Source organism: Acidiferrobacter thiooxydans (assembly GCF_003333315.1).
GTDB lineage: Bacteria > Pseudomonadota > Gammaproteobacteria > Acidiferrobacterales > Acidiferrobacteraceae > Acidiferrobacter > Acidiferrobacter thiooxydans.
The window spans coordinates 15,494-40,532 of record NZ_PSYR01000002.1 but is presented as its reverse complement, the minus strand read 5'-3'; the positions used below and the strand labels follow the sequence as shown (position 1 = coordinate 40,532).

The following is a 25,039-nucleotide window of genomic DNA, read 5'->3' as shown; positions in this document are numbered from 1 at the left end:
GGTGTTTGGCTGCGATCTCATGGACATCGTAGATGTATTGACCTGCCCGGCCTCAAGCGACGTGGATTAAGCTTGAGGTCGGGAAAACCACCATCAGCTCAGAGCCACAATTGAGGGGGCAGGTCATGGCGAAGTTTAGCAAGTACATAGGCTTGGATACACATAAGGACACGATAGCGGTGGCTATGGCCGAGGCCGGTCAGGGCAAGCCCCGCTATTATGGGGAGATCGCCAACACCCCGGAGGCGGTGGCCAAGCTCGTGAAGAAGTTGAGCCCGGCCGGTGAGGTGCTGTCGTTCTGCTACGAGGCCGGTCCCTGCGGCTACGGCATCCACCGGCAGTTGACCCATCTGGGTCACGACTGCGTGGTCGTCGCCCCCTCGCTCATCCCCGTAAAGCCCGGGGATCGGGTGAAGACCGATCGCCGGGATAGCGAATCGCTCGCCCGCTTGCATCGCGCCGGCGAGCTCACGGCGGTCTGGGTCCCAGGCCCCGAGCAAGAGGCGGTGCGCGACCTCACCCGCGCCCGGGAAGACACCAAGGCCCTCGAGCGGCAGGCCAAGCAGCGCCTATCGGCCTTTCTCCTGCGCCATGGTGGCTGCCCACTACGGCCTGAGTCCGGACAGGGCATTTCCCACGGCCTGCAAGGCCGGTTACGCGGTCGAGAGTTTTGGCCAAGACCTGAACTTGATGCTCGCGATTCCCGTCAGGCTGCGCGATACATGACAGGATGTTTTGGATGAGATTGCAGGGACGATATGAGGCCTGGAGAGCGGCCTCGATGAGAGAGCGATCACGTCGGGATCTCCGAGTTTGTCGGTGGAGCGTGATATACTGTTGCGCAGTTTTTAGGCTCCCTATACAGGATAAACCGTAAAGTGACGACAGACCGGCCGCAACCCTTTTTCGCAGGTCTCGACGAGGACATAAAGGTCATTCTTCTGGCCCAGGTCCGCAATCTGTGGACGCATGCGTCCACCGCCATTGAAGGGAACACGCTGACGCTCGGTGACACGGCTTTTGTCCTGGAAGAGGGTCTGACGATCGCCGGTAAGCCGCTGCGGGATCATCAGGAGGTCTACGGCCACGCTCGGGGTATCGAGGTCATTTATCGCCTACTGGAAGTCACTCAACTGCAGGACGCGGATATCTTTGCCTTGCATCGCGTTGTCCTTACCGAAGCCATTATGGATATCTATAAGCCGGTAGGGGCCTGGAAAAACGAAGCCAATTTCACGACACTGGTGGGGCCTGATGGTCGTCAGCATTGGCGCGAATTTCCGGAACCGGCGCACGTTCCGGCGCTGATGAGTCAGTGGCTCAATGCGTTCAATGTCTGGTATGGCCAACCTCTGACAACGGACACAGCGGCCAGCGCCTATGCCGATATGCATCTAGATTTCGTCACCATTCATCCCTTCTTTGACGGTAACGGGCGCATGGCCCGTCTACTCGCTAATCTGCCGGTCCTGCGCGCGGGCTTCCCACCCATTGTGGTGCCAGCCGAAGGTCGCCAGGAATACAAGAAGGCGATATCGGACTATCAACAGACCATTCCTGATCTTAAAAGCCTGTCTGATCTCAGGGCATTACCGCGAAACGCGGAACGGTCCCGTTTTCAAGATCTCTGCCGAAACTATTGGGAATCCACGATGGCGCTGGTCGCCGAGGCCCGGCAAGCGCAAGAGCGCAAGCGGGTGGTTTCCCGTCGAAACCCCGGCGCCCCGAAGTTCCAGGGCTAAGCCCGCACGGCTAAAATCAATAAAAACATTCCTGACATTTTTTGGACGGGATCAATTTGGTGTGCAAGCGCTTCAAGATGCTAAACTGATATGACGGGAATGGAGTGGTTGGAAGAATGATGGGTCGGCAGAAATCTATCTATTACACACATCTTTTGAAGGCCAACACGGCGTGATGGTGTAAATATTGCCGTGATGATTTAGCAGTTGCGGAGCTGTTTGCGGAAGTCGCGGGTGAGTTGGTAGATCCAGAGGCTTTTGATGGGCTGGTCGTGACGATGGAAGATATCGAGCTTGCCGCGGCCTTGTGTATCCCCCAGATATTGCCAATTGGCAGCTCGGTAGCAGGTGCCAGCGAAGCGTGGCTTTTCGACAAAGGTCTCCAGCAACACTGGGCGGTAACCGTAACGGGCCTGCCAGTCATCCGCGAGCCGGCGGCTAACGATGGCCAGAATGCGCGAGGCCAGATTCTTATGACGGATCCACGGCAAGATCAGAAAGCGCGCGTTATTGACGATGAGATATAGGTTGCGCTGTCTCCGCGCGGCACTCCAGCCGATAGAGGCATCGCGGGGGTGCGTCTTCCAGGCCGCAGCCCCAAAGCCCAAGAGCGCGATGATCGTGCCTTCGGCGCGCACGACATAGCGCAACTGCGCCCCTGGCAGGGGTTTATGACCCAGATAGCGGTAATGGGCGATATACGCGTTCCAGAGCTGCGAGTCGTGGCGCTGGACGACCACGTCGACTGCGAGTCGGGCAAGATCCACCACGGGTAAGATCACGGGTTCCCGCACGAGCGTGTCGATCAGAGGGTGCGCCCGATAGGAGACGGGCTTCGCGCACTGTGGCGGCGGGAGCGTGATGAGGCCGTCCTTCTCCATCCGGAGCAACGCCACGCAACAGCTCATGTCCTTTAGCCCCCCGTCGAGGCGCTGCCAGGCGAGGGATGCGCACACGTCCTGCGAGAGCCGATAGCGGGAGGGCGGCGGAGAGGTCGCGATCAGCGCGCGGATCCGGTCGATCTCGGCCAGGGTAAAATCCCGTCCACAGTAGCGCATCGGTCAGCCTGGCGGAACCCAACCCGCGACTTGCAAGGCAACCCGCATCTCCACTGATTCGTAGAGCCACATCCAGCCGCGCCAAAGCACGGTCACGCCGGGCTCCCCGTCGCCCTTGCGCCCGAGGTGGCCGCCCAGGCGGCCGAGCATGCGCACGGCCTCGCGGAGCGTCGGTGGGGGTCCTGGCGGAGGCAAAGCCTTCGTCACGCGCATGCATCAGGCGCACGCCGATGATGCTAAAGAGGGTCAAATAGCGTTTCAGGCGCAAGACCTCTTCGAGCAGCCAGTCCTCGACTTGGCAGCCCGATTTGAGCACTTTGTGCCAGGTCTCGATGCCCCAGCGCTTGCCGTACCAGCGCACCTTCTCGACAGCCGATGCGAAGTCATCGACCGGCAGGTTTGTTAACAATACCCAGCTGATCGCCTCACTGCCCGCAGGGGCCGCAGTCTCGGTGGCGCCGATTACCTGGTCGCGCGACCACCCACGGCCTGGGCCGGGATGTGGCCGGTTGGGGGCACGTGAAAGCATCTTGATTTTTTATGGCGCTCGTTTCGACTATGGCGGGCGTGCGGCACCATGTTAACGCCGGGGCCTTTCATTGCCCCGGCGGCTGGTCTAGTCTCGTGTGACAGATCCTTTCCTGCGCGAGAACCATTTAAGGCCCAGGCGCGAATGGATGCCGACGCAAGGGACCATGCGGTCGTAACGGGGCAAGGCCCGTCGGAACTTCGGGGATGCTGCCGGATGGCGGCGGACAGAGCCGTCTTTGGGGGCCGGCGTAACGCCCCGCCCCATTGCCATTACGATTAAGGAAGGCCCTTGGTCTCGAAAATGCCTCCCGCCGCGAGTCTCCCTTCGACATCCCCGGCGCCCGCGGCACAAGACCTTCTGGTGTCGCTCTGGAATCCGCAGGCGCTGCCCGATCCCCGCGGCCAACGCTGGCAGTTGGCGGGCGTCTTGCGCACCCAGGGGCCGTGCCGCGGCGCCTTTAGCTACCTGCGCGCCTATGATGGCCCCCCGCTCGACCCTTTGCACCTCGATTATCGCGCAAAGCCCCCCGGCGCTTTGTTTGCGCCGCAGCCCGGCCAGGAACTCTTCGGGGTCTTCCGGGACATCCTGCCCGGCTACTTCGGGTCGGTCCTGTGGGAGCGGTGTCGTCCCGCGTTGCAGGGCGCGGGTCCTCTGGCGCACTTGGCGGCCTTTGGTACCCGCAGCCAATCGGGGCTCCTGGTGCGCGCGCTCGCGGCCGTCGCCACCCCCGAACGCCTGCCGCGCTCGCTCGCGGCCCTTGAGACGATCGCCGCGCGCATCGAGGGGCTTTTGGCCGGTGACGATATCCTCGACGAGGCCCACGTCTATGCCCTGACCACGCTCGGCGGGGCGCGCCCCAAGGCCGCCGTGTGCTTAGACGGTATCCACTATGTCGCCAAATTCAATCGCCCAGACGATGTCTATACGAGCCTTGCGCGCGTCGAGCACGCCATGCTGCGCTGGGCGGCGGCCTCCGGCCTGTCAGTCGCGGAGAGCCGGGTCGTCACCCTCCCCCGATCAGGGGCCGATGTCTTGCTGGTGGCGCGTTATGATCGCCAGGGGGCCCATCGCGCCCATCGCTTAAGCCTGCGGACACTGACCGGCACCGATAATATTGGACGTTGGGATACCCATGCCGATGCGCGGGATGTCACGCGCATCCTGCAGGCCCTGGCCGCCCCCGAGACCGACCACGACGAATGGATCCGGCGCATCGCCTTTATGGCCGCCATGCACGACAGCGACAACCATTTCGGCAACGTGGAGATGCGGCTCGATGAAGAGAACCGCTGGCGGCTTGCGCCGGCCTACGACCTCGTGCCCGTCACCGGCAACCCCGCCTTCGCGACGCGTCTCTGCGGTTTTGTGAATCCGTACCAGGCGGTAAGCGTCCACCTGGCGCCTGCGATCGCCCGCTTCTGCATGCGTCCCTTGGCCCACGTCCAGGCGCTGGTATACGCCACATGGACGGCCATGGTGCATCAGGCCGATACGACGTTTCGTGAGGCGCGTATCGGGTCTGTCGATGCCAAACGGCTGTACGAGGGCCTTTCCCTCGCGCGCGTGGCGGCGCTGACGTCCCAGTTCCCGGCGGCGTAATCCCCCGAGGCGTCCTATCCAAGAGATTTGAGTATGGCGTGTAGAGATGGTAAGGAGCGGGGTTGTCAAGGATATTGGTCCTGACCGCGCGCATAATTCTGCGATTCTAGACGCGATACCAACCGCGGCCGAATCGGACCCGCGCTCTCGCTACGCGGGAGGCCTCAAGCCCTCGGGCCGTTAGGGCGGCTCCAGGCTCGCCCTCCCGGCCAAGGGGGATGGCCTAGCGCCCGACCTCGATAACCCACTTCGGATCAAAGGTGGCCACCGGCTCGACCCCAACATACCCACGAGGATTGGACACGACCCGTGTCTTGTGGCCGCACGCGTCTTTCACGGTGTAGTCGACCCGGACATGAGTATGCCCATGTACCCAAAGATCGGCGCGCACCACGAGGTCATCGAGGCAACTTGCATAGGCGGTATCCGTGACATCGTAGGGCGGCTCCTTCAGAAGACTTCGCGCCAAGGGGGCATGATGGGTGACCACCACGGTGGGGCCAAGCTTGCAGCCGGCCTCAGTCTTGTCGCTTTCTGCGCGCTCCGTGGGCAATGCCGCGTCCAAAAAGGCGGCGCTGCGCTCGTGCCAGGCCAGCGTGGTGCAGGGGCGGGCGCACACCCGCTCTGAGGGCCTGCGGCCGATTCGAATACGGGCGTAGTCGGTCATGAGCTCCCCTATGTTACGCATCATTGCGTCTTGGTGCAGCGCGCCATTCAAACCAAAGTCGGTCCAGAGGGTCGCGCCAAGAAATCGCACGCCGTCGATCACCACGGCCTCGTTTTCCAAAAGATGGACGGGGGTGCCCGCGACCTTGGCACGGGCCTTGTCCCACAAGGCCTCTACGGTCCGCTGCCCATAGAACTCGTGGTTGCCCATGACGTAGATCGTGGGGCGGTCACAGGACTTCAAGGCCCAATCCAGGCCCTGGAGCCCGACGCCGATATCCCCCGCCAAGATATGCACGTCGCAATCGATATCCCGGAGGCGGGGCCGCGACCAGTTGCCGAACTCCAGATGCACGTCGGACAGGATATGGAGCCTGAGAGGTTGCATGTCTCTTCCTTATAAGGATAAAGCGTTGCGCGGTCGAATACCGACTCGTACCGTGAAATGCCGCACCCTGCTTTGAGCAAGGACGTATGGTCACGTCCGCGTGGCTGCGGCGGGACATGGGTGGCCCCGGCCGCGGGGCTTGGGTTCGGGGCGCCACCGCGTCCGGACCCGTTCAGTGCCATAATATGGACGCGGTGCCGCCTCTGTCGCGGCGGTGTCGCGGGCCGCCCTCTTGCCGGCCGTCGGCCCCTGTGCCGCCTCGGCCCATCCTACCGTCCCCGCTCCAGATCCCGGTCGCCGACGCGGCGCACGACCCCCTCTTGATCCAGCAGTCCGCGCAGCCCCACCCCATAGGCGCGAAAGCCTAGACCCCGCCGGTCCCAGGCGCGGTAGTCCCGGCAGTCATGGTGATGCCCATGGAAAAGGCTCTTCACCCCCAAGGCCTGGGCGAGTTCATCAATGGCGGTAAAGCCATAGGGATGGCAGCTGGGGGCCTCGTGGGTCACAAGGATGTCCGCCGTTTCGTCCCAGAGCCTCTCATAATCCTCGGGATAGATCGTGGAGCGATGTTTTAAGATCTGCCCGGCGCGCGCGATGTCTTGAGGGCTGGGGGCGCCCTCGCGCCCGGCGCGCGCGCCGACGCCCCGCCCCCGGCGGGAGGTGCGCTCGGCCGCAACAAAGGCCGCGTGACTGACATAGGCGGGGGCACATAACGGATCCCACATCTGCCCCCGAAAAATCCCGCCCAATCCCGCGAGGCGCACACCGGCCACGGTGACCACCCGCCCGTGCAGGTTGCGCTCCGCAAGGCTCTCCAAATGCCGCCAATGATCCTCACGGTCGCTATCATGGTTGCCCGGGATAAACCACACCGCGGTTCCCTGCGCCTCCCAAGGGGCCGCGATGTCGGCGAGCGGTCGCGGGGCCTCGATATCGCCTAAGAGCACGAGCGCCTGGGGATGCCAGGCGGCCACCGCTGCCGAGAGGTGCTCAAACTGCCCATGGACATCGCCCGCAAAGAGAATCAAGGGCGACGCACCCTCGGTTGTCTCCGGCCTTTTTATCCGATCGTCGGTCATCTGCCGATCCTCTGACCCCTCTTAGCAAAAACCCGATCCGCCCCGAAGGACGGATCGGAGGTCCCGCGCCTCTGTTACCTAACCCGGCCTCTAAAGCCCAGACGCCCCGGCCGTCTGGGCGCGATACGCCACCCGGGCGCCGCCCACGGCTCCCCGCGGGCCTCGCGACCGGTGTGCGGTAGACGGACCTACTATACAAAGCCCATGCGCGGCCGCGTCTCAGGCCGCCCCATGGTCCCCACATCGGCCGGAGCCAACCGCCGCCTGCCGGCCAACACCGCTTGACCCACGGCGCGCCGCAATCGCCGTTTGAGCTCGCGCAGATCCATTGGTGCGGAGGCCAAGGCCTCCAAGGTCTCGCGGTCAATCGCCACTCGGGCCGCTTTCCGCAAAGGCCTGCAGAGATCGTCCGCCAGGCGCATGGCGATCGCGAGACGCTCGTCGCGCGTCGGGCTTGCCACCGCGATCTCCTGGACACGCGAGCGCAAGGGCGCCGGCACCCGTTCGATGTCGTTGGCGGTGAGGATCACGAGCAGCCGGCTTGCGTCACACGTAAGATCCATCGCCACATCCCGCAACCGCCGGGCGCTGTCTTCCTCCAGCAGGTCGAGGAGCGCGGGCACAATGGGGCTTTGCTGCTCTTGCCCGAGCTTGTCGACCTCGTCGATCAAGAGCACCGAGTTCGCGTAGCGGCTCCTCGCGAGCAGGCTAAAGACGCGTCCGGGGTTGGCGGTCGACCAGTGACGGCTTGTCCCCGTGACCTCAAAGGCCCCTTGGGCGGTCCCGGCCGAGATCTGCTCCCAGTCGACGCCCAAACGACCGGCCAGGCGGCTCGCAAAGAAGGTCTTGCCCACCCCGGGTGCCCCATAGAGCAGGAGGGGACTGAGGCGAAAGCCTGCCGCCGTCTGTCCGGCTTGCAGCGCCCACTCGGGGGCCAACGCCTCGATCACCGCCCCAAAATTGGGGAAGTCGCGGGTAAGGCTCGCCAGCAATCCGGGGAGTGTCCGGGGGCTCGGGCGGCGCACCTGGCGCATCCCGCCGTCGCGCGCGGCCATTTCAAGCGGTGGCAAAAGCCGCGCCTTGTCCTCGCGGCGCAGCTTGGAGACCTGGGCCATGGCCTCCTGGAGGGCCTCTTGCGCAAACACCGGCACGCGGTCGCGCTGGCGTCTCACGGTCGCGACCACCGGGGGTACCTGCGTCTCCGCGGCTGGGGGCCCGAGGGGTTCCCCGGTAAAGGGATCACACGGCTCTTCCTCATCGTCCCGGGCGCGCTGGGACGCGATCTCGGCGGCCACGGGCTTTGGCACGATCAGCGGGCTTTTATCGTAATCATAAAAGGCAAAGCCGTCCGGAAGCGGATAGGTGCGGGCGGGTCTTTTCATCACACAGTCCTTCCCAAAGTGGGGAGGGGACGCCCCATCTCAGCCCGGGACCCCAATAAAAAACCCCGCAGACTGTCCATCAGGCGGGGTTTAGGAGAAGGCGATCTCTAAGCGTCTCTCAATAACGGTGCCCTGTGCCCCCCGCAAACGCGCACAGACCGGCTACCAGCCACCACGTCCCGTGGTTCGCCGGTTCGGCATTCCTGTGGATGTTGAGATCAGATCGCATGCCCTGGTATTCCAACCACATAAAATTAATAAGGCGCGCATCCTAGCACTGGGATTTGGGAAGCGCAAGGGTTTTGCCGCCTCCCTTTTGCCGTCTCCAAGCGGCGAAGATGGCCCCGGCGCGATAGGCCCTGGTAGTAATGCCTGCAGTAGCGTTCGCTATTTGACATCCTCCCCTCCCTCAACCTCATGGTCGCCACTTACGCGGAATGGGCCATACGGCCTGCAATGAGGCCGGGGATTCCTACGGCGCCAAGGGGCGGCATTGAGCTGCCCCTAAGTCGCTTCGGCGGGTTCCTGCTGCTGGCGGCATGACTGCACCGCTCACTTCACAGGCGATTCGGGCTGTGGTGTCCCACCCGGCGGAAGCGTCCGCCGTGTCCTGCCCTTCGTCCCGCAGCATGTGCATCCCGCGGGAAAGGATGTTGATCGCGCCGACGAGATCGGCGTTGTCCGCGAAACCGCACTCCACGCAGGCAAATCGGGCTTGCGTCTTGCGATTGTCGGCGCTGATGTGGCCACAGCACGGGCACGTCCGGCTGGTGTAGTGCGGCGGCACGGCGACGAGCCAGCCGCCGTTCCACGCCAGCTTGTAGTCCAGTGGGCGGCGGAACTCGAACCCGCCCGGGTCGAGGATGGACTTGTTCAGGCCGGACTTGGCCCGGACGGTTCTTCCCGGTTTCTCGGTTGTGCCGGCCGCCGATTGGGACATATTCCGCACCGGCAGGTCCTCGAGACATACGATCGCGTGGTTTTGGCTGACATGGCCGGCCGCATGGCCGGTCGCAGTCGTGGTCTTGTGCAGGAAGTCGCGGCGGGTAGCACCGATCCGGGTATGGATGCGCTGGACGCGGGCCCTCGCCTTCTTCCCGTTGTGGCCGAACTTCTGTTTGCGGCTCATGGACTGCTGGGCCTTGCGAAACCGGTCCTGGTGCCGCTTGAAACCGTTGAGCGGGGCCACGAACGTGCCGTCCGAGAGCGTGGCGAAGCGCATGATCCCCCTGTCGATGCCGACCATGCTGGAGGCAGGGGGGACGGGTTCGGCCACATGGCGCTCGGTCTGGATGCTGATGAACCACTTGCCACCGCTCAGGGACACGGTGACATTCTTCACCGTGCCCAGCACCTCCCGGCTGTTGCGATAACGCAACCACCCGAGTTTGGGCAGAAAGATGCGACCGTTCCCTTGATCGAGCTTGACCCCTTGCGGATAGCGAAAGCGGTCGGACCGACCTTTCAATATGTGCCCCAAAGATCTCATGCCAATCCTTGAGATTGGTCAGAAACTCGTCCGCCGTATGATCGGCGCGCAAAAATAGCTCAGGATTGGCGTACAGTTCGTAAAGGGCGCGGATATCGTGCCCCTCCTTTCGTTGCTCCCTTTCGGTGTTCTGGTCCAAGGCGATCGCCCGCGCGTCCTCGGGATCGAACTTCGTGCCCTCGATGTAGTTCGAGAAATAAGACTCATAGAAGGCAGCGTTCAAGAAACGCCTGTCACCGACAGTCGGCCGCCCCGGAAAATCCGGGAGTCCGTCGTCCCGCAAGGACTCGTTACCGTGTATGCCGCGTATCAGCTGTCGCGCCAGATCCTCGAAGCGTGCCACGCGCCGTTGATCGGTGTTGGGGATCAAAAAGAGGGTGTTCGTCGCCAGGTCTTGCCGGCGGCGTTGCAGCAGGCGATCCGCCTTAGCCGCCTCACGATGCCAATGGGGGGCCACGGAAACCCCTAAGACGATGTTCTCTTGCAGGTGATCCACATCCTTGGGGGTCGATAGGCGATCGGCCAGGAACGTCTTGAGGTCGGATGCTGGCACAGTGATGGACTGGCCGAGGGCGCGCATGACCCGGCGCGGCTCCAGGTTTTCCAGGATGGCCCGCCACAGGCCCGACACATGGATCGTGCCATCCATCTGGCCGAGGGTCTTTCCGACCCCCAGGTCGCAGTCGTAAGGCGTGGGGCCGGACCCGGGTGTGACCACCACATGCACGCCTGGCAGGGAAATCAGATAGTTCTGGGTAATGGTGGGGTCGGTCAGTGTCACCAACCCTTCCTCGGCCCCGAAGTCATCACGCAAGGCGCCGCGATGGGAAATGACTGCGCCGGGGCGCAGGACGGCCAGGATCAGAACGAGGTTCTGCCGGACCTGCCACGCCGGATCCGTCTCGAGGTCGGTTGAATAAACACCCTTAGCCAGCCGAAGGAGGCGGCCCGCGCGGACCCAGTTCTCGATCCGGCGATGATTGGTGGCGTTACGGAACAGGATCATGGCGCCCCCTTGGTGTGCGGGTTTTCCATCCAAACGCCTCATTCTAAATGGCGGGCGGACCTTCCTGCGGCCGCTGAATCCCGCGTATGCCGTGCAGCAGGTGGCGGACCTCAAAGCCTATGGGGTCCTGCGTCGGCTGGTGGTGACGCGGGACTTTCGCCGTTGACATCCTCCTTGCGCCGGCATTGACGAACAAGGCGGGCGCTGTTTTAAGAACTGTTACTAATAGATACGAGGCGTGCCATGCCGACCAGCATCGCCCTAGGCAGCCACTTCGAGACCTTTATCCGCGAGCAACTGCAAAGTGGCCGCTTCAATAATGCCAGCGAAGTCGTGCGCGCCGGCTTGCGCCTGCTGGAAGAGCGCGAACTACGCCATCAGACTGAGTTGCACGCCCTGCGCGCCGACATCGCGGCTGGTAAGGCCAGTGGCACACCTAAGCCCGCTGACGAGGTGTTCGCACGGCTTGAGGCCAAGTACCGCGCCCAGGCTGATGACCAGCCGCGTTGACACGCCTGACCTTTACCGCACTCGCCGAGCAGGACCTAGAGATCATCGGCGATTACATTGCCGCCGACAATCCCGTGCGAGCCGGCAGCTTCATTCGAGAGTTGCGCCTTCAACGCTAACGAATCACAGCCAACCCGCCCGGCTACCGCCTACGACCAGAGCTCGGGGATGACATCCGCTCCTGCGCTCACGGCCACTACGTGATCTTCTTTGTGGCAACACGGGAGGACGTCACTATCATCCGCATCCTCCATGGTGCCTGAGATATTCCCACGATCCTGACGCCCAGCGACCGTGACAATGAACCAGCGAGCGACTAATGGTGTGCTGAGGGGCTGGCAGTGGTGCGGGTTTTCGGGTGTTAGGACCAGACGTTCACCGAAAGGAGTATTGGTCCAAATTTTGTCCACTTGGTCCATCCGCCAACACCCACAAACGCCGCCCCATGCCGATTTATGCCGTTATTTTTAAAAGTATTTCTCTATAACCTGCTATTCTGAAAATGACTTTTATCTGAATGGGGCTCAGGTGGTCGGAGGTTCAAATCCTCTCGCCAAGACAAAATTTCCCCAGCACATCAAGAAGTTATAGACACTTTTTTCCGAGACGTCGGCTTCACAAAACCGAGCGCGGGACTTTTACGGGACTTTCCCCGCAGGCCGGATTGGCCGCCTCGATGAGCTGGCTCAGTTCCGCCGCCGAGTAGTGGTCGGTGATGCGCCGCGACTTGTGGCCGAGCAAATCCTGCCGGTCCTCGAAGCTCACCAAGAACTGAGGGCAAGCCATCATGGGACGGCGATGTCACGATCGAGACAGGCCATGATCTCCGCGAGCGGCATGGTCCCGAAGGCGAGATGCCAGAAGGCGTATGGGTCGGGGGTTCGCCCCCACCCCGGGAAGCGATTGCGCAGGACGAAGGCGAATTCTCTCAAGCCACGTCCACCATCTCGTGACGGTGTGGCGGCCGATGCGCGCCCTATGCGCGGCTGCATTGTGCGCACACCCCGAGAGCACCCACACCAGCACCGCGCCGTGCACCGACCAGTTAACCCAGCGTCGGGGCGCAATGCCAAGTGGCAGGCGCGGGGTCCGGAAGGTACTCTCGTCTTCGGTGGGACGACGCACATCGAATCGCAGTCCATGAGATTCATAGCGGTAGCGCCCCTTACGATAGGCTAAATCCAGCGAATCTCCGTCAAGAGCCCCCTCCCCTCGAACGCACCGCGGTCACAGGCCCCTTCATCGACTCGGATCCAAAAGCGTATGGCCTCTATCACACATAAGTTGGATATCAACCCATAAGTAAATGCCGGCCGGAATGTGTTTTTGCGCAGGCATCGCAGGCTATGCCTGTAGCCAGTTCTCCACCTTCAGCTCTGGCACCCGGGAGAATTCTCGGACATTGGCGGTTACAACGGTAAGGCCCCTTGCGAGAGCGTGTGCAGCAATCAGTTCTTCCTCCGTTTCCATACCGGCCTCCTCCGGCGCCCTGTTGCGAGCCCCTACAGTCTAATCCGCTGCGCTGCCGGCACAATCGCGAAGCCCCTGTGAGCGCCATCAGTCGCTCGATCAGCACGGCCTTGCCACTACGCCTCGTCCAGCACGAACTGTCGACGACCCGCCAGCGTTTCGGCTGCCGCGGTCACACCTGCGTCGAGCCGGAACTCTCTGGCATTCTTGTCGCAGGCGCGCACCGCCTCCTGCGGCAGCGGCTTGACCGGCGCGCTTGCACACGCGTCTCAGGATGGAGGGCATGTTTCTGGCGCGCGCAGACTCCCTCTGCGTTCAAAGACCCAGACTCGCGGACTCGGAATCGGCGGCGGGGCACGCAGCTCAAAACAGTGGCGCATGCGCACGACACTGTACAGTCGCCTTCCGGCGCCCGGGGCACGCCACGACTTGCTAGCTTTGATAGCTGGCGGTACCGGCCGATGGTGGGTTCATAGCGGAGCCGGCCTGAATCGTATCCTCGCGGTCAAATACTTCGCCGATCCGGGAGCCCCCGACTCACATGATCCCCACTTCTCGAACCGCCTAGTGCGGACCCGCATGCCGAGCGGTGCAGTAGGGATGCCGCCTCGCGCGGCCTCTTCCATCGATCAATCCGGCAATACCCACTCGAGCGTCTTTATGGGACGGAAAACCGTTGTATGGCCACTCCTTGCACTAAACACACGACATAAAACGGCTTCCTAATGGAACAGATCCCGTACCTTGCTCAGAAAAGAATGCGAGCGCATCTGCTTTAAGGTCGTCGTCCATTTGTTTTCCGCGAGGACCTTCCGTTCGAAATCCTTTTCCTCTTTTTTCATGAGTTCCAGAACCCTGGTGTCTTCGTCATCCTCAAGCCAGTATCCATGCTGTTGCTCGCAAAACTCCATCTCCAATTCAAAAAGCCGATACTGAAACCTCTTGAGCGGTCCGCTACACTCCGGGCATTTGGCACTTGTGGGCGTGGAACTGAAAACTATGGTCCCCTTCGCATCGTCACCGAAATCAAAGGCTTCGTCTTCCAACTGATTGAGGTCCTGGCGCTCGAACCACATTCCCTTGCAGGATGGGCAGGCATTGACAGGGATCTTGTGGCGAACTGTTGGTACTAGGTCGGAATTACATTTAGGACATTTCATGTCACCTCCGCGTCATCGCGATTCCCCCATCAACCGGCCGGCGAGGAATCTCGAAACGCTACCGGAATGGGGGTGTTTTAGGCGTCAAACACTGGCCGAGTCATGTGACAGACCGTTCGCTTGCGGCCCTCCGCCGCCCCTGAATACCGCCGCGTTCAAGGTAAGGGCCCGGCGACGAATATCGGTCTGCGGACCCTGTCTACTGTAGCGATGTCGCCGCCCTTTGGCCAGCGCCGTGCAGGCAAAAACAAGCACTCCCCCTTGATGTACCAGAAAACCGGCCATGCCATGCCCTCATCACGGGGAAATCGACCCCTTTGAGACGCGCGCGATCTTGAGCGCCAAAAGCGCTAGCCCCGCGCCACCTAGGATGGTGCCGACCCGTTGTAATTGCGGGCTCTCTACACTGCGCCACTCCAGTTTGTACCAAAGTACTGACGCGCCCAGACCGAAAAGAACAGGCCGGCGCCGGTCAGAACCGCGTCAATCACAAACGGCCATGCCGCGACCGGCAGAAAACGCGCCTGAAGCGCAGGAACCGGTAGGGGTAGGTTGGGAACTGAAAGGAGCAGTCCAGCGAGTGCCAGCGGCACGATATATGACAGCCGCGACGGTAGCGATTCGTGCCACACAGTCCGCTTAACATTGCGCGACGAGGCCCGCCAATACACCGCCCAGCCAAACCACATAACGGGGACGAGATAGCGGTATACGGCGATGGCGGACATAAGCGGGCTTCCTGAGAGCCAACGGCTCACATCACGCGCCGCCGAAGGCGCTCGCGTACGCGGAACTATTCGGTTACAGCGGCTTCTCATAAGGATAAACGCGCAACACACCACAACGCGACTTCTCGGCACCGGCGGGTATATAACCCAGCGCCTCGTAGAACTTACGCGCGAGCAGCGTGCTTTCTAGCCGCAGCTTCGGCAAGCCCAGGGATCGTGCATGGCCTTCAAGGGCCGAGTGGATGCCGCGCCCAAGACCCCGATGCTGATAGCCGGGGGATATGTACAACAGTCGTACCTCGCCGCTGCCATGAAGGAGTCCTATTCCCTTCACGACCCCTTCGCTTTCCGCGACCACGCAGAAGTTTTCAGACTCGGCGATCCACGACTCGAATAATTCTGGCCTCTTGTTTGCGAGCCATCGATCCAGCGTAGCCCTATCGTTCCGATGATCGGCCGCGCACAACACTATGATTGATTGACGCACGACTTCGACGGCGGGTATCGCGTCTTGAGCGGTAGCGGGACGAACCCTCTCGATCCCGTGCAACCTAATGTCCTCATTCATGCGTCATGTTTTTGCGGTGTCCTTGGGTAACAGGTCATCGTCGATCTTCTTGGCCCGGATCGCAGCCGGGCGGGTATTGACTCGGGACCAGTAATGTTCAAGGCCTGAACGCCTTTCGATCGTGCCAAATTGCATACCAAATCCCACATGTGCACCCACATAGACATCGGCAGCCGAAAAGTTGTCGCCGAGCAGGTATTCGCCCTGCTCGACCGCGTCTTCGAGCACGTCGATCACGGCCCCATACGTGCCGTAACCCATCATCTTCTCACGTTCCGGTGGCACGACGAAGCCCATCATGGGCAACAGACTGAGAACCAATATAATCTGATGGTACAACGGACTTTCCTTTACAAAGTCTCCCGATCGCATACTCACATCCTTGGTTATGCCTGTCTCCGGCACATAGGGACATGCAACTGGATATCCCGCTTTCTTCGCTTGTCTCGAACGGGTGCCTCTCCATGGATTCCAAGCCATGTTTAAACACCCCCTCTTCTTTTGGATCCCTATCGATATGGCTGTACTTAAAATGACTCTCCCGGTTTCTGTGTGGGTCGGGCTAGTCTTGCCTAATCCTCATCCTGTGCGGGGGGGTATCGTGCCTCTTTCAACTGGAACCTTGATCAATGTGCGATACCGAACTCTACCCAACACTTCCGGGCCTGACGAGGCCTTGAGAGGTGACAGCCGTGGACATCACACAGCCCTCGGCGGATCGCTCGCTTAGGAAGATTGCCATAAGCGTGCAGCTCAGAGCCGATAGTCCGCAGACCTGTCCCGCGTGCAGACAGACCGCCTCGCGCTACGATTCCCGCCCACGGTGACCCGGGCAAGACCAGGGAATCAGTGGACCCCGCCGATCATCCTGAAGAGACATGCGACGTTATCCCACGGCGGATTTCTTGTGTGATAATCATTATGGGCCACGCCCGCAAGCCGCGCTGCCTCCCTGGCCGCGCCCGCATCATTTCAACCCCCATCGTTCGCTATGTAGTGACTGAGCGGACTGTGATGGGCCCCCGCGTAACGGCGTAGATACCCCATCACCCGTTCGTAGGCGCGTCGCCCCTTGGCGGCGATCCATTCCTGACGCATCTGCTCGGGGCCTGGGACCTTGAGGAGGCTTGTCGTCGTGTAGCTTCGAGCGGCATCAGGCGGGGCCAAGGACGCCCCATGGGGGTTGGTGTGGATCTTTAGCCACTGGGCTGTCAGGGAATGTCCCGTGGCCCCGGCCTCACGGCGCAGCAGGGTGTGATCGGGGCAGGTGCCGGCATTGAAGGTCACCGGGACCTTCATGGGGGCCACCGGGACTGGCGCGAAGTCCGGATGGTCGGCCCACAGGCCGGACAGCACGGTGGCGTTCGCGTCCCACTGCGACAGCGGTGGCAGACCCAGAATGGCCTCAATGGTCTTTACGATATTGACCTGTGAGTAGGCGGCCGTCTCAAGATGGTCGCGTTTAACCCATGGCCCTACGGCCAGCGCGAATGTGCGATGGGCATCGATGTGGTCGGCGCCCGATTGGGCATCATCCTCCGTGAGAAACACCACCATGTGCTTCCATTGTGCGGTGGTGGACAGGTAATGGATGAGCTCTGCGGTGCCCCGGTCGTTATTGGCGACGTAGTAATCGGGGCTGTAGTAGCAGGGCTTGCGGCCGGCGGTATGGTCGTCAGGTAGCCAGATATAGAGGAACCGAGGGAACAGGCGGCCGGGGTGACTCTTCAACCAGCTGATGGCAAGCTGCGCACGGGCAGTATCGAGAATCATGCGGTCCCAGCCGGGGAAATCCGTGGCGAGATGCCGGCGCATGGCGGCCGATATGGCCCCGATCTTGGAGCGTGAAACGAACTCGCCGAAGTCCTCGAAGGAGACGTGGTGCGCGAGGAGATCGTTGAAGAGATAGAGTCGGCCGGGATAGCTGATCCAGGGGTTGGACCAGCGCCCAAGCGCCGAAAGGTTCGCATAAATGGCATAGGGGTTGTGAGTGCCCGGCCTGCCAGGGGTGAGCGGCTGAGTCCAGCCGGGGTTGCCGATGAGGCCGCGCTGCGAATAGTACTCGGGCCATGTGCGCTGCACAAAGTCCGAGTCAGAGGCGCCGGTGGTCCATTGATGGCCTTGGGCGGTCACCTCGCCGTCGGCCAGGAAATCCACGAACAGCGTGCTCGTGGCCGCCAGATGATAGAGGTTGGGCAGCTCCCGCGGCCCATAGAGGTCCAGATGCGGGTCGGCCCAGTGGCCAGCGGCACGGTATCGGCCGAAATCCTCGTCGAAGGTCTTGTTCTCACGCAGGATGAAGACCACGTAGTGAATGTGTCGGCGGAGCCAGGCCGCGGTGCGCACGTCATGGGCGTGACGGGCGGCGCGTTGCACGCCGGAGAATCCATCATTCTGGAGGCTCATGACAGTCCAGCGGGCGAGCTTGGCCGACAGATCGGTCAATGGGATCTTCTGTACCAGACCTGTCATCATATCGCCCACCCACTGGTAGTGGATGTCGGGCCCGCTCCCTAGACCCTTGGCGGCGACGACATAAAGGGCGCCTCCATGGATCGCCAGGGCGCTCGGATACCAGCCGGTAGGGATGAGCCCGAGGGGCTGCCCGGTGGCGAGATCGAAGACCGCCACGTCGTTGTTGCCGGCATTGGCGACGAATAACCGACCGTCGGCGATGGCCAAGCCATCCGGATAACTGCCCGGCGGGGCGTCGGGATAGGGCTGATCATCCAGTATCCGGACGGTGTTTAGACTCCCGGTATCGATCTCAACGATCCGGTCGACATCGGCATCGGCCACCAGGACGTCCGGGGTGCCGGGAACGGCCGCCAGCGCGGTGGGGTGGACACCCGCGCCGGTGCTATCGGCCCGTTCCTTGGGGCCCGTAGCGATTTGGCCCAGCGTCCGGAAAGGGGCACGGTCGATCACCGTCACGCCGTTGCCACCCCAATCGCTCACCACCAGCCGCCGCCCGCCATCGGCAAGTACCACAGCGAATGGGTACGAGCCCGCAGGGGCATATTGGGCGTGACCGCTAGCAATGTCGATGCGCGCGAGACTATTGGATAACAGACCAGCCACATAGAGGTGTCGACCAGCTGGTCCCACCACGACCGAGTCCGGATAGAAGAGATGGTGAGCATCCTGGTTGCCTTGATACTGATAGGGGTACTGGTGGGCAGGAAAGAGCTGCCAGCGCAGGGTGTAGCGACGCACAACCTGAAGCCGGCCGCGTACGCGGCGCATGGCCAGCACGGTGTCCGATGCCCCGCCGGCAGCATACAGGATGTTGTCGGGGCCCACCGCCAGACCCTGGAACAGATCACCATGAGCGATAATCGTGGTGGCCAGCGGCGGATGAGCAGCCTGCGCGTGCAGGGTCCGACGCGCGTCGGCGGCGAGCTGCGCAGCGCTCGCCTTGGGACGATAGGCGACGCCCGCGGCCGCGGGGTGGTGGGGTGTTTCGCTGATCCCCAGACCATTGGGCAGGGCAATGGTCGTGGGTTTGCCGGGGGCCTTGCCGCGGTAGACGGCCAACAAGGCATAACGCTCTAGATCCGATTCATAGAGCCCTATGGTCTGCGACGGGGTGGCGCCGTTGGCCAGGACTGCCACCCCGTGCTTGAAGGGCACCACCGCCGTGGGAAAATCGGGCGTGCCATTGATCGTCCCGACCAGGTCTAGCCGGCGGCCAGTGGGCAAGATATGGATATAGCGGTCACGATTTTTGGCGTCGATGGTGACGGCATGTAGGACGGTTGGGCCGCGTTGACCGCGTGACACATGGCCATGGGCAGGATAAGACAGCGCGGCCATGACCGCAAAGGCCGCGACCGCGGCCAGGATCAGCAAGTTTCGGAGAGTGCGAACGGTCATGAGATCGAGGCCCTGGTAGTGATTTAGAAACGTGCGCTCAGGTTGGCGTAGATCGCACGCGGGGCCGCGGGCACGGCTAGTACCGCGCCGGCACTTGTGGGCCCAAGTTCCCCGCCACTGCTGATGTACTCCATGGCGTTGTAGCGACGATCCAATAGGTTGCTCACCAACAGGCTTACGCGCACGTCCTTCAGTCCATGGGTGGCATCGCTTAGGACGGCGATACGGGCGCTTAGGCGCAGGTTGACGACATTGTAGGCACCCTGGGTGGTGGTCGTCGGCAGGTTGGTGAGATTCGAGAACAGGTACTGCTGGCCATTGTAGCTATCCCATAGGCGTGCCGAAAACGTCGTGTGAACGGCATACCAGCGATATCCGGCGCCGACCGTGAACAGCCACGTGGGGATATTGGGAATCGAAGCGCCCAGCACGGTGGTACCACCGGTGACGTAATGGGGGTAGTAGGCATGTTCCGCGGTGGCGCTGGCAAGGCCCTGCCAACCGAGCTCGCGCCCATAGTGCAGGTCGAGGTTCGCGCCGTTATACACGGCACTGACGTCGGCATTCTTGGTGATCGCAAGCGAAGGCAAAAAGGTCGACAAAACGGCGTTACTGAGCGCGATATGGAAAGCGCTCAACTGACCACGCAGGGGCCCCCGGTCGAGCTTCAGTCCACCGATGTCACTATTCACGCGCGTAGGCGCGCTCGGTGGCACCGTGGGGTACGCCTGATAGTTGCCATATGCCGAGGCTGGGGCCGTCTGATAGTTCTGTGCCCATGTGAAGAAGGCGTGCAGGCTGGGGTTGAGGCGATAATTCACACCCAGGCTCGGCGCAAGCTTGGTATACGAATTGTCGTTATTACGCGCGGCGTCATAGATCACTATCGGCGAGGCGCCGGGAGGTATGCCACCGACGCTGTTATTGGCGAATTGCACGCGATAATTCATGAGACTCACACCAGGAGTGATGCGCAAAGCCGGCAATGGCCGCAAGGTGTCCTGGGCGAACGCCACAGCCCCATCCCAGTAATCGTAGTAATCGGCCACAAACAGCGGGAGGCTGGCGGAGCTCTGGAAGATAGCCGGGTTGTAGCCGTAATACAGGCTGTGGAAGCGTTCGTGCATGTAATAGCCACCGACCGTTAGGTCGTTCCAGGCATTCCTCCAGTGCAGGGCGATGCGGTCGCCCAGGGTGTGGGTAGCGCCTGTGTAATATTCGCTGTTGATGCCGGTGTAATCGGGGTAGTAAAAGCGCTGCCGGTTGTGATGACGATAGCCGGCGCGATACCAAAAGACGTTACTGAGTCGCCAGGCGCCCCCCAGATCGAAGCGCTGGCGGCCATAGAGGAGCCACATGTGCGCGAAGTCGTTCTTGGAGTATAGGCTTTGGGGAATGGTGTAATAAAAGCCGCTGGTGTCCTGGCTGTAGGCGGTCCCCGGGACACCGTAGCCATTGACGGACACGCCCGGGATGGGGGCTACCGGGATGTAATCGGGACGATACTCATTTACCCGCGAATAGTAGGCGCCAAAGCTCGCACTACCGCCCCGAAACGCCCGACGCAGCTTCATAAACGCCGCTGTGCCGTTGCTTGGCCCCGTATAAAGCCCTTCGCGGAACCCATCGGAGTGGGTGTAGCCCGCGCCCACCACCGTCGACCATCCCCCGAAATCCCCCGAGTCCGCCTGGGCGAACGCGTGGTAGGTGCCAAAGCTCCCGCCACCCACACTCACCCGCCCGCCGCTTCCGTGCGTGGGTTCGATGGGATGGAGATCCACGGTCCCACCCATGCTGTCATACCAGCGGCTCGCCGGGTTGCCGGGACCTTGTACAGCCGTGACCCCTTGGAAGATCTCGGCGATGGGCACCTCAGCGCTCTCCCATCCATCCCATTGCGCTAGCGGATTATTCATGGGAATGCCGTCAAACAGAACGGCGATGCCATTCTTCTCGGGATTGCCGCCCGATAGCGCCCAGCCGACCTGAATACCGTTAATGCGGATCTGATAGCGGGAGGCGCCGTTGCCCGAACCATAGCCTCGGATCTGCACGCCGGGGGCCGCGGCGAGCGCGTGCACGATACTGCCCCCGGGCGGGACCCGGGTCTCGATCTGTGCCCGATCGACAATGGTCTTGGCCGTACTTGATGTAAACTGCCTTTTGCGGGCCGAATGGGGTGCACGCCGACCGGATGCAGCATTGACCTCACCGACGTTCACAGATCCTTGCGCACCCGGTATGGCGGGTGCATGATCGCCGGTCGTGTCACGGCGGCGTGAGACGAGTAGCGCGCCCGGCGCGGTTACCACGGAAGACACGTGGTTCGCATAAAGGGATTGTGAGTTACCTCTCTTGCCTCCTGCTACTCCCGGCAGGCCGTCATCCTGACTGCCGACGCTCTGCACACCAGGCTTGCCGGTGACCGATAGCGCGGCGTGCGCCAAGACGGGGTCGCTGATGATGCCGGCAAGAAACAGGGCGCGCATAACGTGGTAACGATAGAAATCGGTGTTCACGACTCCCTCCCTTATACGGAATCATGTAACGACACCGGACCAAGGATGGAACGCGAATATTACGTGACTATTGCATATTCCTAAACGCGACCGGAACACAGAAAGTATCGTGTGATACGGATCCCATGATCCGAACCTTTATCTCTACACAATATCCCTGTCATCTCGCCGCCGCTTGTTCGTGAATTCGACCTTATCGCGTCATGCCCATGGACGTTATCGCCCCGCCGATTCGTCCGCCTGCTCTGGCGACACTCAAGAAAAGCTTTTCAGTGCCCGTGCCCGCGCTGACCCGATTAATGATGGTGCGCCTTAGTACTCGGACAAACGGACGAGGCCTCGCTGCGCGCCCTATATTCAAGCGTTATGATCCCAAGAAACCTCTCCGTAGGGGGCACATCAAAAGCCGTTCCGACCCACGACATTGTCGCGGTTCAGGGCCCCACCCTGTAATCCGGGTACTGTGCAAACCGAGTAACCCATATGCCAGGCACTCAGGGCAAGCCATCATTCCTGTACTGCCACCGTCCACATCCGCTTCAATGGCAATTCGGCCTTCCAGTCTTCATCAAGGTGGTCATAATGAGCAAACAGTTGTTCCAGCAGATCCTTTTGCGTCCACAGCCGCACCCAGAAGAAGCTTTCCGCAAGTTCTTTTTGCGCGTTGCTTTTGAAGCCGCCCCACGAGACGAACAACCCTTCACCTGCGCCAAACTTGGAGACCGCCCCTAACAGCTTATCCACGCTCGGGCGGTCGATAGGCCCACCCTCCGATTTCACTTCCACGCACAAACGCGGCAAACCAAAACCCAGCGGCCCCGAACCGGCCAGAATATCGACGCCCCCATCCCCCTTCTGGGTTCTGGTACGTGATGTACCCCTGCGCCTTGAGGATCGCTTCCACTAAGCGGATGAGACCATGCCCCTTGAAACGCGACGCGATAAGCGGTGCAATCTGGTCATGGGCCAGTTCTTCAGGGTCGCTATCTTCGGCGGCCTCGTTGGTCATTGGTGAATGAGCCTTTGTGACCGCCGTTATGGATTCGGGCTTCCAGCCATTAGCCCGCATGGCGCCGATGCGTTGCTCGGCGTTGTTGCGCTGCACGCGGCATATGGTCAGAAATGCGCCGAAAGTGTAGAGCAAATCCTTGCCGAAGCTGGCGCGCGGAACCGACCCGCCAATCCATTTCACCGGCCGCCAGTGGAAGGACGGTTTCGGCCCCTGCAACTCCGCGTGGTAATCCCCGACCACTTCTCCGACATAGATGGTGGGTTGCGTCTTGAACGGCAGGATAACGAGGTCGCCTTTCCGTATCTCATAGGAAAAAGGCCAGACTTCGCTTACCCAATCCTAGATCGCCTTGGACTTTGTGTAACGTCTGTCCTTTTTTTTAAGGCTTAATCCAGGCGAAATGTCCCTAGCTCTTGTTGGATGACAGAAAGAACGGTCCTTGTTTGATCTTGAGACAGTCCAGACGTAAAAAAGGCCGGCCATCCTCTGATATTCTGGGAAGCTCTCACACTTTTCACAAGAATCTTTAGCGGCTTCGCCCCAGTATGTATATTTTCCATGGACCCTTCTCGTACGTCGATTAATGGGGGCCCGTTACGCCTAATGGGTTATTAGTAGCCATCCCTCAGCAGAGCCCGGCGGCCGTCCTTTGTAAGCTAGGCGTTGCCACTCTTACGTCTGGGGTTATCGCTTTTGATAATCTTTGCTACGAGCGCGTTCCAAAGATCCACGGTTCGACCAAGCGTTTCTAACGCCACTCGCAACGGTTCAAGAGCGGACGCAATGTCATCTTCCTCGATAGCCTGTGCAAGCTTCTCGGCATCCACACGAACAGGGAGGGCCCACACACCCTCCTTATCGTCAAACCGGAAACCCGCTTGATGCAACTGGGGCGTTTTGGCCTGGTGCTCCTGAGCAAGGGCTTTCCAGTCCTTCTTGGCTAGGCCCGCGCCTCTCCAGTCGAACTCTGTCACAAATCCGATTTCATCTTTGTTGGCACCACACAGTATGGTCACCCAACTCCAGTCCTCTTCTTCTGACAAGCCCATGATATAAAAATATGCGGGGCCGTGCTCTGCGGGTTCTCCCGGCGAAGTCCGCCAAGTCACCGGCCGTAGCCAAATATCCAGATGTTGATCATTATACGTCGCCTCTCCAACCCATCGCTTCTTTTCTATCCAATCCGTGATCTCCTCATTTATTGCCCCAAAGACTCGCGGTTCTATGACGTTGATAAGATGCTCAATAGACTGCTCTATTGTGGACATATTCCGAATAACTAAGGCGTCAACATTGGCTACCGTACTCATATGCATTTTCTCCGTTTTATAATGCGTTGATGTGAGTTGCAAACTGATTCAAGTAGTGACGAACCGGGTGGTCGACTAACAGGACCGTGGCGCTTCGACGCAAAGCCTTCGCTACATCAGCCCAACTGATTTCGACGATGTGTGCCCTTTCCTCGGATCTTACCGGTTCTCGTCGTTTACCTCCGGGCGTGATATACAGCACACCTACGGCCTGGCCGTTCGCGCGCCGTTTTGCCAGTTGGTAGTAACGATCCAACTGGCCAGCACGTTCTGGTGCGCCAATCTTGAGTTCAAGGAAGACGAAGGCGTCGTCACTCGTAATCTCGATATCCACCCGATTGGTCATGTCACCGTCAGGACACGACTCGACATACGTTTTGTACCCCCTCTGAAAATGCGAGGAGCGCGGGAATCCCGCAGGTAAGCGTCCCTCCAAACTCTCAAGGAGCGTGCGCAGAACAAGCGAGTCTTGGCCATGGTTACCGTGGTTGTCCAAGAACCAAGCGAGCACCTGCGCATTCCGCCTCTCATCACGCCCTAGGCCTGCAACAACCCATACATTGGCCAAAACACCGGTCGCTCGGTACTCCGCGAGCGGTCTCTCCATATCCTGGCAGAACGCTTCGAATACTTGCGCCGACACCCGCACAGGTATCGGCGAGGGGGACCTAGGGGGCAACCCGGGCCACGCCGCTGTGAAATCCGCCAAGCGATCCCAAAGGGGTCGTGGCGGGTCACGATGAAAATGGACGCGTAACGCCGACAAGGCGTTAGCCAACGCGGATAGCGAAAGCGCATTGGGGCGCTTGTTTTGGGTCGTACTCTGGATGTCCCTAAAGGATAGCGTGAAAGCCGCCAAGGCTCTGGCGAAATGTGGATCATTGACTCGACTGGTGGCCATTGAGTTCTGTCTCCTTATGGTATCCATGTCATGGTCTATCGTCA

General features: G+C 61.1%; 21 protein-coding genes and 3 pseudogenes. 6 read left to right on the top strand and 18 right to left on the bottom strand.

What is annotated here, in order from left to right; translation table 11 throughout:
- Window positions 1–125 precede the first annotated feature (125 nt).
- Together C4900_RS07335 and C4900_RS07330 are read left to right on the top strand one after the other, a co-directional pair.
- Window positions 126–596: pseudogene (locus C4900_RS07335) on the top strand (IS110 family transposase); the annotation flags it as partial.
- Window positions 597–878: 282 nt separating this feature from the next.
- Window positions 879–1,742 carry a Fic family protein gene (locus tag C4900_RS07330; protein WP_065971267.1) on the top strand — a complete coding sequence of 288 codons (864 nt, stop codon included), beginning with the start codon at window positions 879–881 and terminating at the stop codon, window positions 1,740–1,742.
- A gap of 200 nt (window positions 1,743–1,942) precedes the next feature.
- On the opposite strand, the gene C4900_RS07325 is transcribed toward C4900_RS07330, so the two are convergent.
- Both C4900_RS07325 and C4900_RS07320 read right to left on the bottom strand, forming a co-directional pair.
- Window positions 1,943–2,800 (bottom strand): DUF4338 domain-containing protein, encoded by an 858-nt coding sequence (locus tag C4900_RS07325; protein WP_065971268.1) that lies wholly within the window; start codon window positions 2,798–2,800, stop codon window positions 1,943–1,945.
- A 3-nt stretch (window positions 2,801–2,803) separates the two neighbouring features.
- Window positions 2,804–3,007 carry an IS4 family transposase gene (locus C4900_RS07320; RefSeq protein WP_170132464.1) on the bottom strand — a complete coding sequence of 68 codons (204 nt, stop codon included), beginning with the start codon at window positions 3,005–3,007 and terminating at the stop codon, window positions 2,804–2,806.
- A 685-nt stretch (window positions 3,008–3,692) separates the two neighbouring features.
- Between C4900_RS07320 and C4900_RS07310 the strand changes: the two genes are divergently transcribed.
- Entirely contained in the window at window positions 3,693–4,931 is a 1,239-nt protein-coding gene (locus C4900_RS07310; protein WP_065971271.1) for a type II toxin-antitoxin system HipA family toxin, read from the top strand.
- 223 nt (window positions 4,932–5,154) lie between these two features.
- On the opposite strand, the gene C4900_RS07305 is transcribed toward C4900_RS07310, so the two are convergent.
- The 4 genes from C4900_RS07305 to C4900_RS07290 form a co-directional block, all read right to left on the bottom strand.
- Entirely contained in the window at window positions 5,155–5,985 is an 831-nt protein-coding gene (locus tag C4900_RS07305) for a metallophosphoesterase (RefSeq protein WP_065971272.1), read from the bottom strand.
- Window positions 5,986–6,254: 269 nt separating this feature from the next.
- Window positions 6,255–7,064, bottom strand: a complete 810-nt coding sequence (locus C4900_RS07300; RefSeq protein WP_211306827.1) for a metallophosphoesterase family protein — start codon at window positions 7,062–7,064, stop codon at window positions 6,255–6,257.
- A gap of 191 nt (window positions 7,065–7,255) precedes the next feature.
- Window positions 7,256–8,446, bottom strand: a complete 1,191-nt coding sequence (locus tag C4900_RS07295) for an AAA family ATPase (protein ID WP_065971273.1) — start codon at window positions 8,444–8,446, stop codon at window positions 7,256–7,258.
- Window positions 8,447–8,918: 472 nt separating this feature from the next.
- Window positions 8,919–9,926, bottom strand: a complete 1,008-nt coding sequence (locus tag C4900_RS07290; RefSeq protein ID WP_211306826.1) for an RNA-guided endonuclease InsQ/TnpB family protein — start codon at window positions 9,924–9,926, stop codon at window positions 8,919–8,921.
- A 1,013-nt stretch (window positions 9,927–10,939) separates the two neighbouring features.
- Here C4900_RS07290 and C4900_RS15995 point away from each other — a divergent pair.
- The 3 genes and pseudogenes from C4900_RS15995 to C4900_RS17225 all read left to right on the top strand — a co-directional run bounded on the left by C4900_RS15995 (window position 10,940) and on the right by C4900_RS17225 (window position 11,714).
- Window positions 10,940–11,107 (top strand): hypothetical protein, encoded by a 168-nt coding sequence (locus C4900_RS15995; RefSeq protein ID WP_170132463.1) that lies wholly within the window; start codon window positions 10,940–10,942, stop codon window positions 11,105–11,107.
- Window positions 11,108–11,184: 77 nt separating this feature from the next.
- Window positions 11,185–11,451 carry a type II toxin-antitoxin system ParD family antitoxin gene (locus tag C4900_RS07275; protein ID WP_065971763.1) on the top strand — a complete coding sequence of 89 codons (267 nt, stop codon included), beginning with the start codon at window positions 11,185–11,187 and terminating at the stop codon, window positions 11,449–11,451.
- Window positions 11,448–11,714: pseudogene (locus tag C4900_RS17225) on the top strand (type II toxin-antitoxin system RelE/ParE family toxin). The gene C4900_RS07275 and the pseudogene C4900_RS17225 overlap by 4 nt, the downstream one beginning before the upstream one ends.
- A gap of 352 nt (window positions 11,715–12,066) precedes the next feature.
- Here C4900_RS17225 and C4900_RS07265 read toward each other — a convergent pair.
- From C4900_RS07265 to C4900_RS07210, 12 genes and pseudogenes are all read right to left on the bottom strand, one after another.
- Window positions 12,067–12,216: pseudogene (locus C4900_RS07265) on the bottom strand (site-specific integrase); the annotation flags it as partial.
- 20 nt (window positions 12,217–12,236) lie between these two features.
- Entirely contained in the window at window positions 12,237–12,383 is a 147-nt protein-coding gene (locus tag C4900_RS15990; RefSeq protein WP_170132462.1) for a hypothetical protein, read from the bottom strand.
- Between the two features lie 1,260 nt (window positions 12,384–13,643).
- Window positions 13,644–14,081 (bottom strand): TFIIB-type zinc ribbon-containing protein, encoded by a 438-nt coding sequence (locus C4900_RS07250; RefSeq protein WP_083996177.1) that lies wholly within the window; start codon window positions 14,079–14,081, stop codon window positions 13,644–13,646.
- Window positions 14,082–14,482: 401 nt separating this feature from the next.
- Window positions 14,483–14,809 carry a hypothetical protein gene (locus tag C4900_RS07245; RefSeq protein WP_065971765.1) on the bottom strand — a complete coding sequence of 109 codons (327 nt, stop codon included), beginning with the start codon at window positions 14,807–14,809 and terminating at the stop codon, window positions 14,483–14,485.
- Between the two features lie 73 nt (window positions 14,810–14,882).
- Window positions 14,883–15,377, bottom strand: a complete 495-nt coding sequence (locus C4900_RS07240) for a GNAT family N-acetyltransferase (protein WP_083996179.1) — start codon at window positions 15,375–15,377, stop codon at window positions 14,883–14,885.
- A gap of 3 nt (window positions 15,378–15,380) precedes the next feature.
- On the bottom strand, window positions 15,381–15,749 hold the full coding sequence (locus tag C4900_RS07235; protein ID WP_141689372.1) for a glutathione S-transferase family protein: 369 nt from the start codon (window positions 15,747–15,749) through the stop codon (window positions 15,381–15,383).
- 600 nt (window positions 15,750–16,349) lie between these two features.
- Entirely contained in the window at window positions 16,350–19,253 is a 2,904-nt protein-coding gene (locus C4900_RS07230; RefSeq protein WP_211306823.1) for a bifunctional YncE family protein/alkaline phosphatase family protein, read from the bottom strand.
- A 23-nt stretch (window positions 19,254–19,276) separates the two neighbouring features.
- Window positions 19,277–21,772 (bottom strand): TonB-dependent receptor, encoded by a 2,496-nt coding sequence (locus tag C4900_RS07225; RefSeq protein WP_065971905.1) that lies wholly within the window; start codon window positions 21,770–21,772, stop codon window positions 19,277–19,279.
- 507 nt (window positions 21,773–22,279) lie between these two features.
- Complete coding sequence (locus tag C4900_RS16245; RefSeq protein ID WP_228579957.1) at window positions 22,280–22,603, bottom strand: restriction endonuclease; 324 nt, start codon at window positions 22,601–22,603, stop codon at window positions 22,280–22,282.
- Window positions 22,509–23,024 carry a hypothetical protein gene (locus tag C4900_RS16240; protein WP_065969417.1) on the bottom strand — a complete coding sequence of 172 codons (516 nt, stop codon included), beginning with the start codon at window positions 23,022–23,024 and terminating at the stop codon, window positions 22,509–22,511. The genes C4900_RS16245 and C4900_RS16240 overlap by 95 nt, the downstream gene beginning before the upstream one ends.
- A 416-nt stretch (window positions 23,025–23,440) precedes the next feature.
- Complete coding sequence (locus C4900_RS07215) at window positions 23,441–24,094, bottom strand: hypothetical protein (protein ID WP_065969416.1); 654 nt, start codon at window positions 24,092–24,094, stop codon at window positions 23,441–23,443.
- Window positions 24,095–24,110: 16 nt separating this feature from the next.
- Window positions 24,111–24,701, bottom strand: coding sequence for a PD-(D/E)XK nuclease family protein (locus tag C4900_RS07210; protein ID WP_228579955.1), 591 nt, complete (start codon window positions 24,699–24,701; stop codon window positions 24,111–24,113).
- Between the last annotated feature and the right edge of the window lie 338 nt (window positions 24,702–25,039).

Excerpts from the sequence above, each read along its gene's own strand:
- C4900_RS07235 (WP_141689372.1), bottom strand. The coding sequence starts at position 15,749 with ATGCGATCGGGAGACTTTGTAAAGGAAAGTCCGTTGTACCATCAGATT.
- C4900_RS07250 (WP_083996177.1), bottom strand. The coding sequence starts at position 14,081 with ATGAAATGTCCTAAATGTAATTCCGACCTAGTACCAACAGTTCGCCAC.
- C4900_RS07325 (WP_065971268.1), bottom strand. The coding sequence starts at position 2,800 with ATGCGCTACTGTGGACGGGATTTTACCCTGGCCGAGATCGACCGGATC.
- C4900_RS07295 (WP_065971273.1), bottom strand. The coding sequence starts at position 8,446 with ATGAAAAGACCCGCCCGCACCTATCCGCTTCCGGACGGCTTTGCCTTT.
- C4900_RS07300 (WP_211306827.1), bottom strand. The coding sequence starts at position 7,064 with ATGACCGACGATCGGATAAAAAGGCCGGAGACAACCGAGGGTGCGTCG.
- C4900_RS07305 (WP_065971272.1), bottom strand. The coding sequence starts at position 5,985 with ATGCAACCTCTCAGGCTCCATATCCTGTCCGACGTGCATCTGGAGTTC.
- C4900_RS07245 (WP_065971765.1), bottom strand. The coding sequence starts at position 14,809 with ATGTCCGCCATCGCCGTATACCGCTATCTCGTCCCCGTTATGTGGTTT.
- C4900_RS07240 (WP_083996179.1), bottom strand. The coding sequence starts at position 15,377 with ATGAATGAGGACATTAGGTTGCACGGGATCGAGAGGGTTCGTCCCGCT.
- C4900_RS07275 (WP_065971763.1), top strand. The coding sequence starts at position 11,185 with ATGCCGACCAGCATCGCCCTAGGCAGCCACTTCGAGACCTTTATCCGC.
- C4900_RS07230 (WP_211306823.1), bottom strand. The coding sequence starts at position 19,253 with ATGACCGTTCGCACTCTCCGAAACTTGCTGATCCTGGCCGCGGTCGCG.
- C4900_RS15995 (WP_170132463.1), top strand. The coding sequence starts at position 10,940 with ATGGCGCCCCCTTGGTGTGCGGGTTTTCCATCCAAACGCCTCATTCTA.
- C4900_RS07210 (WP_228579955.1), bottom strand. The coding sequence starts at position 24,701 with ATGGAGAGACCGCTCGCGGAGTACCGAGCGACCGGTGTTTTGGCCAAT.
- C4900_RS07215 (WP_065969416.1), bottom strand. The coding sequence starts at position 24,094 with ATGAGTACGGTAGCCAATGTTGACGCCTTAGTTATTCGGAATATGTCC.